General features: G+C 64.0%; 15 protein-coding genes. 6 read left to right on the forward strand and 9 right to left on the reverse strand.

The features are described from left to right. Position 1 precedes the first annotated feature (1 nt). The 4 genes from E2I15_RS35130 to E2I15_RS35145 form a co-directional block, all read right to left on the reverse strand. Positions 2 to 865, reverse strand: a complete 864-nt coding sequence (locus E2I15_RS35130) for a branched-chain amino acid ABC transporter permease (protein WP_137479756.1) — start codon at positions 863 to 865, stop codon at positions 2 to 4. Between the two features lie 64 nt (positions 866 to 929). After that, positions 930 to 2,159, reverse strand: a complete 1,230-nt coding sequence (locus E2I15_RS35135) for an ABC transporter substrate-binding protein (protein ID WP_137479755.1) — start codon at positions 2,157 to 2,159, stop codon at positions 930 to 932. Between the two features lie 40 nt (positions 2,160 to 2,199). Continuing rightward, positions 2,200 to 2,943 carry an ABC transporter ATP-binding protein gene (locus E2I15_RS35140; protein WP_137479754.1) on the reverse strand — a complete coding sequence of 248 codons (744 nt, stop codon included), beginning with the start codon at positions 2,941 to 2,943 and terminating at the stop codon, positions 2,200 to 2,202. After that, on the reverse strand, positions 2,936 to 3,691 hold the full coding sequence (locus E2I15_RS35145; protein ID WP_137479753.1) for an ABC transporter ATP-binding protein: 756 nt from the start codon (positions 3,689 to 3,691) through the stop codon (positions 2,936 to 2,938). Before E2I15_RS35145 ends, E2I15_RS35140 begins: the two co-directional genes overlap by 8 nt. A gap of 340 nt (positions 3,692 to 4,031) precedes the next feature. On the opposite strand from E2I15_RS35145, the gene E2I15_RS35150 reads away from it, so the two are divergent. Next, a complete protein-coding gene (locus E2I15_RS35150) occupies positions 4,032 to 4,193 on the forward strand; it encodes a hypothetical protein (protein WP_155262286.1) in 162 nt (53 codons plus the stop codon). Between the two features lie 3 nt (positions 4,194 to 4,196). After that, positions 4,197 to 4,814 carry a hypothetical protein gene (locus tag E2I15_RS35155; protein ID WP_137479752.1) on the forward strand — a complete coding sequence of 206 codons (618 nt, stop codon included), beginning with the start codon at positions 4,197 to 4,199 and terminating at the stop codon, positions 4,812 to 4,814. A gap of 45 nt (positions 4,815 to 4,859) precedes the next feature. Here the strand turns inward: E2I15_RS35155 and E2I15_RS35160 are convergent, their stop codons facing one another. The 3 genes from E2I15_RS35160 to E2I15_RS35170 all read right to left on the reverse strand — a co-directional run bounded on the left by E2I15_RS35160 (position 4,860) and on the right by E2I15_RS35170 (position 7,135). Continuing rightward, positions 4,860 to 5,228, reverse strand: coding sequence for an ArsC family reductase (locus E2I15_RS35160; RefSeq protein WP_137479751.1), 369 nt, complete (start codon positions 5,226 to 5,228; stop codon positions 4,860 to 4,862). A 277-nt stretch (positions 5,229 to 5,505) separates the two neighbouring features. Then, a complete protein-coding gene (locus E2I15_RS35165; RefSeq protein WP_137479750.1) occupies positions 5,506 to 6,015 on the reverse strand; it encodes a cytochrome P460 family protein in 510 nt (169 codons plus the stop codon). Between the two features lie 79 nt (positions 6,016 to 6,094). Continuing rightward, positions 6,095 to 7,135 carry an alpha/beta fold hydrolase gene (locus E2I15_RS35170; RefSeq protein ID WP_137479749.1) on the reverse strand — a complete coding sequence of 347 codons (1,041 nt, stop codon included), beginning with the start codon at positions 7,133 to 7,135 and terminating at the stop codon, positions 6,095 to 6,097. A gap of 265 nt (positions 7,136 to 7,400) precedes the next feature. Here E2I15_RS35170 and E2I15_RS35175 point away from each other — a divergent pair, with 265 nt between their 5' ends. The 3 genes from E2I15_RS35175 (at position 7,401) to E2I15_RS35185 (ending at position 11,386) form a co-directional block, all read left to right on the forward strand. After that, positions 7,401 to 8,954 carry a winged helix-turn-helix domain-containing protein gene (locus tag E2I15_RS35175; protein WP_137479748.1) on the forward strand — a complete coding sequence of 518 codons (1,554 nt, stop codon included), beginning with the start codon at positions 7,401 to 7,403 and terminating at the stop codon, positions 8,952 to 8,954. Positions 8,955 to 9,290: 336 nt separating this feature from the next. Further along, positions 9,291 to 10,757 carry an amidase family protein gene (locus tag E2I15_RS35180; protein WP_137479747.1) on the forward strand — a complete coding sequence of 489 codons (1,467 nt, stop codon included), beginning with the start codon at positions 9,291 to 9,293 and terminating at the stop codon, positions 10,755 to 10,757. A gap of 47 nt (positions 10,758 to 10,804) precedes the next feature. Continuing rightward, complete coding sequence (locus E2I15_RS35185) at positions 10,805 to 11,386, forward strand: TetR/AcrR family transcriptional regulator (RefSeq protein WP_137479746.1); 582 nt, start codon at positions 10,805 to 10,807, stop codon at positions 11,384 to 11,386. A gap of 33 nt (positions 11,387 to 11,419) precedes the next feature. Here E2I15_RS35185 and E2I15_RS35190 read toward each other — a convergent pair whose 3' ends face one another. Next, positions 11,420 to 12,061 carry a glutathione S-transferase family protein gene (locus E2I15_RS35190; protein WP_137479745.1) on the reverse strand — a complete coding sequence of 214 codons (642 nt, stop codon included), beginning with the start codon at positions 12,059 to 12,061 and terminating at the stop codon, positions 11,420 to 11,422. Between the two features lie 471 nt (positions 12,062 to 12,532). Between E2I15_RS35190 and E2I15_RS35195 the strand changes: the two genes are divergently transcribed. Next, a complete protein-coding gene (locus tag E2I15_RS35195) occupies positions 12,533 to 12,892 on the forward strand; it encodes a hypothetical protein (RefSeq protein WP_137481110.1) in 360 nt (119 codons plus the stop codon). Between the two features lie 95 nt (positions 12,893 to 12,987). Here the strand turns inward: E2I15_RS35195 and E2I15_RS35200 are convergent, their stop codons facing one another. Beyond that, positions 12,988 to 14,646 (reverse strand): FAD-binding dehydrogenase, encoded by a 1,659-nt coding sequence (locus tag E2I15_RS35200; protein WP_137481111.1) that lies wholly within the window; start codon positions 14,644 to 14,646, stop codon positions 12,988 to 12,990. Positions 14,647 to 14,811 lie beyond the last annotated feature (165 nt).

Below are 14,811 nucleotides of genomic sequence, written 5' to 3' on the forward strand. Positions count from 1 at the left end.
ATCAAGCCGCCCGTCCCGTCAGTCCCGTTGGCTTCACCAGCAACACCACCACCATCAGGACAAACACCACGGTGTTGGAGGCCTCGGGATAAAAATACTTGGTCAGTCCCTCGATCACGCCGAGCGCGAAGCCGGTGATGATCGATCCCATGATCGAGCCCATGCCGCCGATCACGACCACCGCGAACACCACGATGATGAGATCGGCGCCCATCAGCGGGCGGACCTGGTTGATCGGCGCCGACAGCACGCCGGCGAGCGCGGCAAGACCGACGCCGAGCCCGTAGGTCAGCGTGATCATGCGCGGCACGTTGATGCCGAACGCGCGCACCAGCGTCGGATTCTCGGTCGCGGCGCGCAGATAGGCGCCGAGCTGCGTCTTCTCGATCAGGAACCAGGTCGCAAGGCACACCACGAGCGAGAAGACGACGACCCAGCCGCGATAGACGGGTAAGAACATGAAGCCGAGATTGACGCCGCCCTTGAGCTGATCCGGGATCGAGTAAGGCAGGCCCGAGGAGCCGAAATAGTTCTGGAACACGCCCTGCACGATCAGCGCGATGCCGAAGGTCAGCAGCAGTCCGTAGAGATGGTCGAGGCCGGTCAGCCATTGCAGCATGGTCCGCTCCAGGATCATGCCGAAGATGCCGACCACGACGGGTGCGATGATCAGCGCCCACCAGTAATTGATGCCGCCCAGGTTGAGCAGGAAATACGCCACGAAGGCGCCCATCATGTAGAGCGCGCCATGCGCGAAATTGATGATGTTGAGCATGCCGAAGATGACGGCGAGCCCCAGACTGAGCAGCGCGTAGAACGAGCCGTTGATCAGTCCCACCAGAAGCTGTGCGTAGAGAGCCTGCATCGAATGAGCTTTCGCTGGATAGATGAAGCCCGCCGGCCACGCCCATGGCCGGCGGGCATGATCGTCACTTCTTCAGAAGCGGGCAGGTGCTCTTGTCGAGCGGCGTGAAGGCCTGGTTGCCCGGCACGGTGCCGACCAGCTTGTAGAAGTCCCACGGTCCCTTGGACTCCGAGGGCTTCTTCACTTCGAACAGATAGGCGTCGTGGGTGACGCGGCCATTGGCCTCGACCTCGCCCTTGCCGAACAGCGGATCGTCGGTCGGGATCGTCTTCATCTTCGCGACCACCTTGGCACCGTCATGCGGATTGCCGCCGAGCGCTTCCAGCGCCTTGAAGTAATGCGTGAGGCCCGCATAGACGCCGGCCTGCACCATGGTCGGGGGCGCGCTGTTCTTCATCCGCTCCGAGAAGCGCTTGGAGAAGGCGCGGGTCTTGTCGTTGAGGTCCCAGTAGAACGTCTCGGTGAAGTTGAGGCCCTGCGCGGTCTCGAGCCCGATCGCCTTGACGTCGGTGAGGAACAGCAGCAGCGCCGCGAGCTTCTGGCCGCCCTTGACGATGCCGAACTCGGCCGCCTGCTTGATCGAGTTGGTGGTGTCGCCTCCGGCATTGGCAAGGCCGATGATCTTGGCCTTGGAGGCCTGCGCCTGCAGCAGGAAGGAGGAGAAGTCAGCGGTGTTGAGCGGATGCTTGACGCCGCCGACCACCTTGCCGCCATTGGCGGTGACGACGGCCGTGGTGTCGCGCTCGAGCGCCGCGCCGAACGCGTAATCGGCGGTCAGGAAGAACCAGGTGTCCCCGCCCGCCTTCACCAGCGCCTGGCCGGTGGCGTGGGCGAGCATGTAGGTGTCGTAGGTCCAGTGCACGGTATTCGGCGAGCACTGCGCGTTGGTGAGATCCGAAGTGGCGGCGCCCGAATTGATGTAGACGCCGTTCTTTTCCTTCACGACGTTGTTGACCGCGAGCGCGACGCCGGAATTCGGCACGTCGGCGATGGTGTCGACCTTGTCGACGTCGAACCACTGGCGGGCGATAGTGGTGCCGATATCCGGCTTGTTCTGGTGGTCGCCGGAGATCACGTCGATGGTCCAGCCCTTCGCCTTCAGGCCGGAATCCTCGACCGCCATCTGCGCCGCCAGCACCGAGCCGGGACCGGCGAGGTCGGCGTAAAGGCCGGACTGATCGGACAACACGCCGATCTTGACCGTCTTGTCGAGCTTTTCCTGGGCGGAGGCGACGCTTGCAGCCGAGAGCACCATCGCGGTGCCGAGCAGGAGCGCGGAAACCTTGTTCTTCATGTCGTATTCCCTCGTCTTAAATTTTCTGGTTCTGGCGATATCAGACGCCGAGATAGGTATGGAGCTTGTCCATGTTGGCCGACAGCTCGGAATTGGCGAAGCCGTCGATCACCTTGCCGTGCTCGACAATGTAGTAGCGGTCCGCGACGGTCGAGGCGAAACGGAAATTCTGTTCGACCAACAGGATGGTGAAACCCTGCGACTTCAGGCGCGCAATGGTGTGCCCGATCTGCTGAATGATGACCGGCGCCAACCCTTCGGTCGGCTCGTCCAGCATCAGGAAGCGCGCGCCGGTCCGCAGGATGCGCGCGATCGCCAGCATCTGCTGCTCGCCGCCCGAGAGCTTGGTGCCCTGGCTGGTGAGGCGCTCCTTCAGGTTGGGAAACAGCGTGAAGATCTGGTCGAGCGACAGGCCGCCCGGGCGCACCACCGGCGGCAGCAGCAGGTTCTCGCGCACGTCGAGGCTGGCGAAAATGCCGCGCTCCTCGGGACAGAATGCGATGCCGAGCCGCGCGATCCTGTCCGAGGTGGCGCGGATGATTTCCTGATTGTCGAAGCGGATCGAGCCGGAGCGCTTGCCGATGACGCCCATCACCGACTTCAACGTGGTGGTCTTGCCGGCGCCGTTGCGGCCGAGCAGCGTCACCACCTCGCCGGCCTTCACGTTGAAATTGATGCCGTGAAGGATGTGGGATTCGCCGTACCAGGCCTGCAAATCCTTGACCGTCAGCACGTCGGCGCCGGCCGCAGCCACGGGCTTCTCCGCCAGTTTTGCCTCAGCCATGACCCGCTCCCAGATAGGCTTCCTTCACGCGCTCGTCCTTGGAGAGGTCGGCGTAGTTGCCCTCCGCCAGCACCTGCCCGCGCGTCAGCACGGTGATGATGTCGGAGAGATTGGCCACCACCGAGAGGTTATGTTCGACCATCAGGATGGTGTATTTCGCGGAGATCCGCTTGATCAGCGCCGCGATCTTGTCGATGTCCTCGTGGCCCATGCCGGCCATCGGCTCGTCGAGCAGCATCATCTCGGGGTCGAGCGCGAGCGTCGTTGCAATTTCAAGTGCGCGCTTGCGGCCGTACGGCATCTCGACCGCCGGCGTGTTGGCGAATTCGCTCAAGCCGACGTCGTTCAGGAGTTCGCGGGCGCGCGGATTGAAGCGGTCGAGCACGCTTTTCGAACGCCAGAAATCGAACGACGAACCGTGTTGCCGCTGCAGCGCCACGCGAACGTTCTCGAGCGCGGTCAGATGCGGAAATACCGCCGAAATCTGAAACGAACGGACCAGCCCGAGCCGCGCAACGTCGGCCGGCGGCATCGCGGTGATGTCGTGGCCCTTGTAGCGAATCTGGCCTGCCGACGGCTTCAGGAATTTGGTCAGCAGATTGAAACAGGTCGTCTTGCCGGCGCCGTTCGGCCCGATCAACGCATGGATACTGCCCCGACGCACTTTCAACGCGACGTCGCGAACGGCGAAGAAACCCGCGAATTCCTTGGTCAATCCGCTGGTTTCGAGGATGAACTCATCGGCCAAATAGATTCCCCCATCCGCCATCGCTGCGAAGCCCCTCGCCCGCGTGGCCAGCTTTTTTCGTGTCCGACAGGCGTCCGATCCGTCTTGGAAACCGTCCGGGGCCCGTCGCCTCCGGGCCGGAATATGCCGTCATCTGCGGCAGTTACGCAAGGTGCAAAGCTGTGCAGTGCGGCATCCGCGTGACCGGTTCCGGTTGATCCTTAGTCGAATGGCATTTCGGCGCGCTTTGCGCCTCGGGAAAGCGGTCGTTAACGGTGTTTTGCTCCGGACTCCCGCTTTCATAGAATATTTGCGCCTCTCGCCGAAGCTCCGGGCCATTGCATGATGAATGGCTAGAGCCTTGCATTTCGAGCGCGCCAGTTCTTCGGTCGTCAAGTCGATCCCGCAACGTGATTTCCCCGGCACGTGGCTGCGACTTTATGCCCGCAGCCAAACCATCCCGCACATCGATGAACTTGTCCCCGGCCGCATCCCGTTCGGGGATGTGCTCGAACTCGGCTAGCCGATGCAATTCAGAAGCGCCGATCCATCGGTGGTCAAATCGATCACGCAGCGTGTGCTGCTGAACGCCTGGCTGCGCGCGCTGCGCATGCCGGACGCGGTTCCCCTGGTGTGCGACTTCCATACCGAGGGCAGCGCCGACGAGCGCGCCGACATGATGAGCTTTGACGTGATCGGCAGCGGCGAGGCCGCGCGTTTCCTGATCACGCAGGAAGGCGCGAGGTTGACCACGGCCTATGGCAACGAGCACGTCGAACCGCGACAGCGCACCAACCGTTATCTCGATGACGCGATCGGCCCGGAGCGCTACGCCGGCGTCATCCTGTCCTATCGCGCCTGCCTGGCGCGCAAGCGCCCGACCTACACCGTTGCGGAGGTCACCGACGCCGACGGCAAGGAGGTCTCCTATGAACGGCTGCTCTTGCCGTTCGGACGCGGCGATACCGTCGAACACATCGTCGGCTCCTACAAGGCGATCAGCATCGAGGGCCGCTTTCGGCTGCACAATCTGATGGGCGTGGCTGCGAAGTCGGCCCCTGTGGTCACGGAGCGGGCCGTGATCGACCGCAGGTTCGTGCCCGCAGATCGTCCGGCGAGCCATGATTCAGTCGAGCTGATCTAGACGCGTTGCTTCACGCGAAGCGCTCATCCCATCGCTGGAAGCGCCTCAGCCCTTCTTGCGCGCCTTTGCCGGCACTTCCTTGGCATAGATGTCCGGCTTGAAGCCGACGACGCGCTTGCCCCCGAGATCGAGCACCGGGCGCTTGATCATCGACGGCTGCTCGGCCATCAGCGCCAGCGCCTTGCGTTCGTTCAACCCTTCCTTGTCGGCATCGGGCAGCTTCTTGAAGGTCGTGCCGGCGCGGTTGAGCAGCGCTTCCCAGCCGACCTCCTCGCTCCACTGCTTGAGCTTGTCCTTGGCGATCCCGGCGGTCTTGTAGTCGTGGAAGTCGTAGGCGACGCCGTGATCGTCGAGCCAGGCCCGCGCCTTCTTCATGGTGTCGCAGTTCTTGATGCCGTAGATGGTGATGGTCAAAGCCGTTCCCCGCATGCGATTGCGGCGGGGAAACTAGCGCCGCTGTCACCGCAACGCCAGATCAGACCGCACGAGGATGTGAAGAAGGCGTAGTGCCCATACTCGGTGTCGTCCCCCGGCTCGACCGGGGACGCAGTACGCCGCGGCATCTCCGAATCTCACAGCCGCCTCTGGAATACTGGATCGCCCGGTCCATGTGCGCGATTGCACACAGGCCGGGCGATGACAGCGGGGTTATGGCGAGAAAAAGCAGTCTCCACACCGATAATGCCGGCGCTCAATGCGCATAGCGCGTGAAGACGAAATCGTGATCGCTGGCGTGCGCCTCGTGGCAGGCGAAACAGGTCTCGTGCTGCGCGGCATCGACCGGCTTGCCGTCGATGAAGCGACCAAAACCCCAGCCGCCGGTCGCGGCATATCTGGCGGCGTCCTTGACCATGACCTGGACCGTGGTCGCAGGCCCCGTGATGAAGGCGCCGTCGAGGCCCGCAACCGGCTTGCGCTTCCAGGCCAGCTTGACCAGCACGGTGCCGTCGGGGAAACGCGCGGCGCCGTCCTGATAGGCCTTCACGGCGGTCGCGTTGCCGAGCACGCTGCGCAACTCGTCGAGCCCGGTCTCCTCGCCGACCGCGATCAGCTTCCAGTCGCGATAGCCGCCTGGAATTTTCACGCCGAAGATCGGCGACGCCGGTGCCGCGTCATCGGCATGCCCGACGGCGAACGGCAATGACGCGCTGATGCAGGCTGCCGCGATCGCGGCAGCTGCCCATTTCACAACCTGTCTCATGATCCCTGATCCGCGCTCTCGATTCTTGTTTGACGCGTTTTCTTCACGCGAACCGGTATCCACTTCGCTCGAAAACGCTCTAGACCTTGCTGACGTCGATGATGGCCTGGGTGAAGGCCTCCGGCGCTTCCTGCGGCAGATTGTGGCCGATGCCGCCGGGCAGCTGGCGATGCTCGTAATGCCCGGAGAACTTCTTGGCGTAGGCCGCGGGCTCCGGATGCGGCGCGCCGTTGGCATCGCCCTCCATCGTGATGGTCGGGATCGCGATGACCGGCGCCTGGGCCAGCGTCTTCTCGAACGCATCGTACTTCGCCTCGCCCTCGGCGAGCCCGAGCCGCCAGCGATAATTGTGGATCACGATATCGACATGATCAGGGTTTTCGAACGCGGCCGCGCTGCGGTCGTAGGTGGCGTCGTCGAACTTCCACTGCGGCGACGCCAGCTGCCAGATCAGCTTGTTGAAATCGTGCCGGTTCTTGGCATAGCCCTCACGGCCGCGCTCGGTCGCGAAATAGAACTGGTACCACCATTGCAGCTCGGCCTTCGGCGGCAGCGGCATCTTGCCAGCGGCCTGGCTGCCGATCAGGTAGCCGCTCACCGAGACCATGGCCTTGCAGCGCTCGGGCCAGAGCACCGCCATGATGTTGGCGGTGCGCGCGCCCCAATCATAGCCGCCGAGCACAGCCTTCTCGATCTTCAGCGCGTCCATCAGCGCGATGATGTCGGCTGAGACCGCGACCGGCTGGCCGCTGCGCATGGTGTCGCCGGAGAGGAAGCGCGTGGTGCCATAGCCGCGCAGATGCGGCACGATCACGCGGTAGCCGGCCTCGGCCAGCGCCGGCGCGACGTCGGCATAGCTGTGGATGTCGTAGGGCCAGCCGTGCAGCAGGATCACCGCGGGACCGGACGCAGGCCCCATCTCGACATAGCCGGTATCGAGCACGCCGGCATTGATCTGCTTGACGGGACCGATCGAGGTGTGGGCGCCGGCCTTGATCGCGGGCAGTGCCGGCTTGGACTGGGCCTGAGCCGAACCGATGAAGCCGAGCCTGGAAGCGGCAAGGATCCCGCCGGCGATGCCGAGGAAGCGGCGGCGTTGCTGATTGATGGATTGGGACATGGCGATCTCCTGCGTCTGGTGTCGGGATGGACTATTGCAGAGACCGCCCCCGTCCGCTTTCAGAGGACGTGGACTTGTCCTTCAGACCGTCGTGATTTTGGCTCCGGGCCGCCTGTGCTAGAGCGTTTTCAAGCGAAGTGGACACCGGTTCGCGTGAAGAAAACGCGTCAAAATAAGAATCTAGAGCTCCGTTCCGATTCCATCGAAACGGAAAAGGCTCTAGGTTCCGCCCCGCATTCAGCCGCCGGCCGCCGGACTATCGAATTTGACTTACCATTTCAACGACTTGACCCTCGATTCCGAGCGCCGCGAACTGCGCCGTGGCGATGCCCTGCTAGCCGTCGAGCCGCAGGTCTTCGACCTCATCGAGTTCCTGATCCGCGCCCGTGATCGGGTGGTCAGCCGCGATGAGGTGCTGGCCGCCGTCTGGCACGGCCGGATCGTCTCGGAAGCGACGCTGAGCAGCCGGATCAACGCCGCGCGGACCGCGATCGGCGACAATGGCGAGGAGCAGCGGCTGATCCGCACCCTGCCCCGCAAGGGTCTCCGCTTTGTCGGCGATGTCAGGGAGGACACCGCGCACGATCGTCCGGTTGCAGACAGTGCCGGCCCGCCGCGGCCGAGCGAGGGCCCGTCGATCGCGGTGCTGCCCTTCACCAATATGAGCGGCGATCCCGAGCAGGATTATTTCGCCGACGGCATCGCCGAGGACATCACCACCGCGCTCGCGCGTTGCAGCCGTCTCACCGTGATCGCGCGCAACTCCGCCTTCACCTACAAGGGCAAGGCGGTCGACATCCGCCAGGTCGGGCGCGATCTCGGCGTCGGCTATGTGCTCGAGGGCAGCGTCCGCCGCGGCGGCGATCGGCTGCGCATCACCGGACAGCTGATCGACGCCACTTCCGGCGCGCATCTGTGGGCCGACCGCTTCGACGGCGCGGCCACCGACGTGTTCGACCTGCAGGACCGCATCACCGAGAACGTGGTCGGCGCCATCGAGCCGACCTTGCTCGTCGCGGAGGCCGAGCGGGTACGCGCCGCGCCGCCGGACAGGCTCGACGCCTACGACCTGCTGCTGCGCGCCTACAGCCTGCGTTACGAGTTCACGCCCGAGAGCATGGAAGCGGCGCTCGACTGCCTCGACCAGGCGCTGGCGCTCGACCCGTCCTACGCGCCGGCGCTGGCGGCCTCCGCCTATTGTCATGCGATGCGCCATGTCCAGGGCTGGCTGAAGCCGAACGATGCTTACCGCGAACGCGCGGTCGCGCAGGCCTGGCGCGCGGTCGAGCTCGCGCCTGGTGATCCGCAGGTGTTGTGGATGGCGGCGTTCGCGATCTGGAACATGGCCGACGAGATCGAGCCCGCGCGCGACCTGTTCGAGCGCTCGCTGGCAATCAACCCGAACTCGGCGATGGCGCTGGTGCTCGGCGGCTGGATCGAGGCGATGCGCGGCAATCAGCAAGCCGGCCGTGCCATGATCGAGCGCGCGCAACGGTTGAACCCGCGCGACCCGCGCGGCTGGTTCGCCGCCGCGGCGCTGGCGATCTGCGCGGTGCTCGACCGGAATTTCCCTGAGGCGGTGATGTGGGCCGACAAGGCGCTGGCGCAGAACCGCCGCTTCGCGGTGGCGCTGCGCGTGCTGATCGTCGCGCTGGTGAAGACCGGCGACAACGCACGCGCGGCCCAGATCGCGCGCGAGCTGCTCAAGGTGGACCCGGAGTTCACGATCTCCGGATTCCTGTCGCGGATTCCGTTTCCGGTGGAGGAGATGTCCGCAACCTATCGTGAGACGCTCAAGGCGGCCGGCGTCCCGGACTGACGCCGCCCGGAGGGCGCGACGACCATTCACCCGTGGTACGCCGCGCGACCTGCCTGGCAGCTTCGGCGTGATGGTCAGCGTCGACGGGGGCGGTCGGGCCCGAAAGCAGACGCATTATGCTGACGTTGGGTTCTGCCAGTTTGACCCAAAGCGGACGTCTTCTCCCGATGATTGACGGCTCACCACCCGGTCAACACCTCACGCTCATGTGTCCAGAGAACGCAGACACCTCTATTGAATTACGATCGTAATTTAATATTATGATCGTAATGGCATCGAGCTGAACCGCTGTTGAGCGGCTGCGGAATGCCGCAACAGGCTCTTTGCGAGGACTTCATGGACGACACCAGCACCGTTTCAGGTCGTAGCGAACCACGAGAATTAGTGGATCCTTCGTCGCTGGGACTAGCAGCGGCTGCAGCAGCCATTCGTGAAGGCCATATCACATCCGAAGCGTACACAGCGGCGCTGCTGCTTCGCGCCCGGACGCTTGCCGAACTCAACAGCTTCATCACCATCGACGAGGCGGCCGTGTTGGCGGCCGCAAGAGATGCGGACAAGGCACGGGCTGCCGGATCGGCGGCTCCGCTACTCGGTGTCCCGCTCGGGGTGAAAGACAGTTATCTGACGAAAGGGCTGCCTACGAGCCTAGGTCTCGATAGCCTTGCTCGCTTCGTGCCGCGCGAGGATGCGGACGCTGTCCGCGCCATCAAGGGTGCGGGTGCCTTGGTCTTCGGGAAGAACAACCTCGTCGAGATGTCTTACGGCTTGACCGGTCACAACGCACGTTACGGCCAAGTGAGGAATCCGCACGCAAGAGATCGCGTTGCGGGCGGCTCCTCAAGCGGCTCCGCCGCGTCTGTCGCCGCAGGCCTCGTTCCCGCGTCGTTGGGCGGTGATACCGTCGGGTCGATCCGGGTGCCCGCATCCTTCTGTGGGGTCGTGGGATTCAAGCCAACGACCGGACGTTGGCCGCGCAACGGCGTTGCTCCGATCTCCCATACGCTCGACACGACGGGTGCATTCGCCCGAAGCGTCGAGGACTGCATCTTGTTGGATCAGGTCGTGACGGGTGAACAAACTGCCGAGTCCTCCGACGACGGCAACGATCTGAAAGGAGCTCGACTGGCCTTCGCGCCCCGGCAATTCCTCGATCTGGTGGACTCGGAGGTCGAGATCCGGTTCCGCGAGGCGGTTCGGCAGCTACGGGACGCCGGCGCCGAGGTTATTGAGGTCGACCTTGGTGACGATTTCAACGCTCTCATCCAAGCTGCGACATGGGGCATCTTCGCTCACGAGACGATGGGCGCGATTTCGGATTTCCTTCGTCGTCACGACATTCCGATCACGTTCGAGGCGATCTACGACGGGCTTAAGCCCCAACTTCGGCAAGCATGGGGGCACATCGTCCTGCCCGGCGGCGCAGGCGCTGTCTCAGCAAAGGCCTATCAGACTGCGCTCAACGTGAGCCGGCCTGAAATCCAGCGCCGTCTCGACAGGGCGTTCGTCACTGACGGAGCGCAGGTCATTCTGCAACCAACCACACCATGCCCCGCGCCCCTGATCGAAGAACAGGCGACCGTCCGTGTTGCGGGACAGGACGTCAGCTACCTCGCCTTGGCGAACCACACCGTGTCGGCGAGCAGCGTGGGGCTGCCGGGTATCAGTCTTCCCGTCGGCCGCTCTCGCGCTGGGCTACCGCTTGGCCTTGAACTTGACGCTTCGATAGGTAGCGACCAGACGCTTTTGGTCCTTGCCCACAAGATCGAAGGCGTTTTGGGCGCCAAGGCGACCGCAATCTAGCGTCGTGCCCTATGGTAGCTGCGCGTCATTAGTGGAGTTGGGAGGAGATGCGTTTCGAGAAAGGTCACAAGTTGTCGACAAGACGGCACATTGTCGATGTGGCATCGAAGTGCATGCGCCGGCACGGCATCTCCGCGACAGGGGTTGCGGCGATTATGGGCGAGGCCGGCCTGACCAAAGGGGCTTTCTCTCCGCACTTCCAGTCGAAGGAGGTGCTTGTTCGCGAGGCGCTGGCTTTGGCACTGGGCGGTCAGCAGCATCGCCTTGATGAAGATCGGCTCAATGGCCTCGACCTTGAAGGCGCGGTTCGTGGATACCTGAACCGCGCTCACCTCGAAACCCCTGCGGACGGTTGCCCCTCCGCGGCGTTGCTTCCCGAAATCGCGCGCCAGCCCCTGTCCATCAGGCAAGACTACGAGAAGGCACTGCGAAGGTACGTTGCGACTTTGGCCGCGCTACTTTCCGGCACAGATTCTGTAGAAAAACACCGGCGCGCGACGGCCATCTTCGGGCTCATGGTGGGCACCCTGCAGTTTGCGCGGGCCGTGCCCGACGCTAACGAAGCGCAGAAGATCTTGGATGGCGGCGTTGAGGCTGCATTGCAGTTGGCGCGAACTCCATCACCTTAACGTCGGAAAGAACGTCGAGACTCAGTTCGGGCACTACAATCCCGGTGATCTCGCCGCCCAGGCCTTGGTGGCCTGGCAGCTTTCCATCGCTCGGAGGTAGGCGGGGCGTGCCGTCGTGCGGGCGAGATAGTCCCGCTCGGTCGGACCGGGGACGTAGTTGCCGGTTCGCAGGCCGAGCAGGAGGGCGTAGCTCACCGAGATATCGGCAGCAGTGAATCGGTCGCCGGCGAGATAGGGGCAGTCCGCGAGGCGGCGGATAACCAACCCCAGCCGGCCCTCGAAGGTCTCGATAGCCCAGCAGGTAACCCGGGCATCTCGCTCGGCTGCGGGCGCCAGTTGGCGACCGACGATGACGGCGTTCATCGGCCCGGCGAGCCCGGCCTCGCCCAAATGGAGAAATTGCAGATAGGAAGCGAAGGCGGGATCATCAGGGGCGACGGCAAGCGCGCCTGAGCCGTGGCGCGCGAGCAGGTACTCGAGGATCGCGATCGATTCGACCATGATCGTCTCGCCGTCCTGCAGTACGGGAATGAAGCCGGCAGGGTTGATGGCGAGGAAATCGCGATCCTTCTCGGCTGCGAGCAGATCGACCGGGCGCAGCCGATAAGCCAATCCCAGTTCCTCGAGCAGCCAAACGACGCGGAAGCCGCGACCTTCGCCATAGACGGTGAGCATGGTTGAGCGCTCCTGGATCGGGCTGGATGTACGAACTCGCAGAGGTAAGCCGGTCGCGCAACAGTCTGGCGATGGCGCATGATGCACTCAAGGCTTGGCGCATATTCGTCATCCTGCGGTGCAGGCCCATCCCACTTCACGGGTCGACGACCTCAGCTGCGGCCGCGAACAAGGTGCCTTCCCTCTCCCGCCTGCGACGTGGAAGCGTCAGTTGCAGAGGCCCGCAAATGCCATCTGCGACAGCATTGGGACGATGGATGCGCAATTTCGGAATATTAGAAGAATACCCCTGAGTTGCCCGACGTGTCAAGTTGCCTGGTCGAACGCCGGCCACCGCCGGCTCCTTTGCATGGGGTTGTTTTCGATATTTTGGCGGCGACTGCTGCGGCGGTCCCACAATTTCGCCGGAACCTTAAGCAAGCAAAGCCCGTTGTCGCGGGATGTTGGGGGCAATCAACACAAGGAATACGCATGCGCATCCGCATCTCTACGGCATCCATCATCGCTGCGGCACTCTCGCTTGGAACACCTGCTTGGGCGCAGGTGCAGGGAACGCAACCGAAGGCGATGCCGCAGGCTCAATCGGACCAGCCGACCGCCATCCGGAGCATACAGGTCGTGGACATCAAGGAACTCAAGCCCGACGCCCGGTCGAAGGTCGAGGCTGTCGTCGCAAAGGCAAGCGAAGACGACCTGCGGAACCTTCGCGGTTCCATCGACGCGTCCGAAGAAGCAGTATCCGCGCTGAAGGCGAAAGGCCTCAGCTCGGCACAAGTCGTCGCGGTCAATCTCACCAACGGCATCCTGACGCTTTTCACCAAGACGGTCTGAACAAATTCGCAGCCCGAAGAATTCGGACTCAGCAAATTGAGGCCCGCCGGCTCTCGCCTGCGGGCCTCAACGCTCGCATCAGGGAAAGGCGCGCCCTAGTTGACCGCCTTCGCTGCCGCGCGCCCCGCATTGCGGCCCGAGAACAGGCAGCCGCCGAGGAACGTGCCTTCCAGCGAGCGATAGCCGTGCACGCCGCCACCGCCGAAGCCGGCGGCTTCGCCGGCCGCGTAGAGCCCGCGGATGATCTGGTGGTCGTTGCCGAACACGCGCGAATCGAGGTCGGTCTCGAACCCGCCGAGCGTCTTGCGGGTGAGAATATTGAGCTTCACCGCGATCAGCGGGCCGTGCTCGGGATCGAGGATGCGGTGCGGCTTCGCGGTGCGGATCAGCCTGTCGCCGATATAGCGCCGCGCATTGTGCAGGTTCATCACCTGCGCATCCTTGACATAGGGGTTGGTGATCTCGCGGTCGCGCGCCTCGATCTGCGCCTTGATGGCGTCAAGCTGCAACAGATCGTTGCCTGCGAGCTTGTTCATGGCACTGATGAGATCGGCGAGATTGTCGCGCACGATGAAGTCGGCGCCGTGCTGCTTGAACGCCTCCACCGGCGCCGGCGCGCCCTTGTTGGTGGCGCGCTTGATCGTCATGCGCCAGCTCTTGCCGGTGAGGTCGGGGTTCTGCTCGGAGCCGGACAGCGCAAACTCCTTCTTGATGATGCTCTGGGTCAGGATGAACCACGAATAATCGTAGCCGGTGCTCATGATGTACTGCAGTTGCCCGAGCGTGTCGGAGCCTGGGAACAGCGGCGCCGGCAGCCGCTTGCCTGACGCGTCGAACCACAGCGACGACGGTCCCGGCAGGATCCGGATGCCGTGACGCGGCCAGATCGGGTTCCAGTTCCGGATGCCCTCGACATAGTGCCACATGCGATCGCGGTTGATCAGCCGCCCGCCCGCCGCCTCGGTGATCCCGATCATGCGGCCGTCGACATGCTCGGGCACGCCGGAGATCATGAATTTGGGCGGCTCGCCGAGCCGCTTCGGCCAGTTCTGCCGCACCAAGTCATGATTGCCGCCGATGCCGCCGGACGCGACGATCACGGCTTGCGCGCGGAAGGAGAAATCGCCGACGACGTTGCGCGAGGAACTCTTGCCGCGCTCGACTGAGGTCGGTTCCAGGATCACGCCGCTGACGCCGTCGACCGCACCGTTGCTGACGCTGAGCGCATCGACGCGGTGGCGGAACTTGAATATCAGCCGTCCGCTCTTCCCGGCCTCGCGCGCGCGGCGCTCGAACGGCTCGACGATGCCGGGGCCGGTGCCCCAGGTGACGTGGAAGCGCGGCACCGAATTGCCGTGGCCCATCGCGTCGTAACCGCCGCGCTCGGCCCAGCCGACCACCGGGAAGATGCGATGGCCCATGGCGCGCAGCCAGTCGCGTTTCTCGCCCGCCGCGAATGCGACATAGGCTTCAGCCCATTTGCGCGGCCAGTAATCCTCCTCGCGATCGAAACCGGCGGTGCCCGTCCAGTCCTGCAGAGCGAGATCGGCGGAATCCCTGATGCCGAGCCGGCGCTGCTCGGGCGAATCGACTAGGAACAGGCCACCAAACGACCAGAAGGCCTGGCCGCCGATGCTCTGTTCCCCTTCCTGGTCGAGCACGATGACGCGCTTGCCTGCGTCGGCAATCTCGGTTGCGGCGACGAGACCGGCAAGCCCCGCGCCAATCACGATCACATCTGCTTCCTCAGCCATGTTTGAGTCCCCCGGTCCCACCGGGATTCAAGACCGCCTCATTGCGCGTGGTCAACGCCAAATGGACCTTGCCTGTGGCGGCGAGGCACCAAATGGTTGCGGCAAGCTGTTCCAGTTTGGGACCTTTCCCCGTCCCACTGCAGCGTGCGCGCAACACCCAATTTG

This window comes from Bradyrhizobium sp. BR2003, assembly GCF_009720285.1.
In the GTDB taxonomy this organism is placed as follows: Bacteria; Pseudomonadota; Alphaproteobacteria; order Rhizobiales; family Xanthobacteraceae; genus Bradyrhizobium; species Bradyrhizobium elkanii.

Excerpts from the sequence above, each read along its gene's own strand:
- E2I15_RS35140 (WP_137479754.1), bottom strand. The coding sequence starts at position 2,943 with ATGGCTGAGGCAAAACTGGCGGAGAAGCCCGTGGCTGCGGCCGGCGCC.
- E2I15_RS35185 (WP_137479746.1), top strand. The coding sequence starts at position 10,805 with ATGCGTTTCGAGAAAGGTCACAAGTTGTCGACAAGACGGCACATTGTC.
- E2I15_RS35200 (WP_137481111.1), bottom strand. The coding sequence starts at position 14,646 with ATGGCTGAGGAAGCAGATGTGATCGTGATTGGCGCGGGGCTTGCCGGT.
- E2I15_RS35190 (WP_137479745.1), bottom strand. The coding sequence starts at position 12,061 with ATGCTCACCGTCTATGGCGAAGGTCGCGGCTTCCGCGTCGTTTGGCTG.
- E2I15_RS35195 (WP_137481110.1), top strand. The coding sequence starts at position 12,533 with ATGCGCATCCGCATCTCTACGGCATCCATCATCGCTGCGGCACTCTCG.
- E2I15_RS35170 (WP_137479749.1), bottom strand. The coding sequence starts at position 7,135 with ATGTCCCAATCCATCAATCAGCAACGCCGCCGCTTCCTCGGCATCGCC.
- E2I15_RS35180 (WP_137479747.1), top strand. The coding sequence starts at position 9,291 with ATGGACGACACCAGCACCGTTTCAGGTCGTAGCGAACCACGAGAATTA.
- E2I15_RS35130 (WP_137479756.1), bottom strand. The coding sequence starts at position 865 with ATGCAGGCTCTCTACGCACAGCTTCTGGTGGGACTGATCAACGGCTCG.
- E2I15_RS35135 (WP_137479755.1), bottom strand. The coding sequence starts at position 2,159 with ATGAAGAACAAGGTTTCCGCGCTCCTGCTCGGCACCGCGATGGTGCTC.
- E2I15_RS35165 (WP_137479750.1), bottom strand. The coding sequence starts at position 6,015 with ATGAGACAGGTTGTGAAATGGGCAGCTGCCGCGATCGCGGCAGCCTGC.
- E2I15_RS35155 (WP_137479752.1), top strand. The coding sequence starts at position 4,197 with ATGCAATTCAGAAGCGCCGATCCATCGGTGGTCAAATCGATCACGCAG.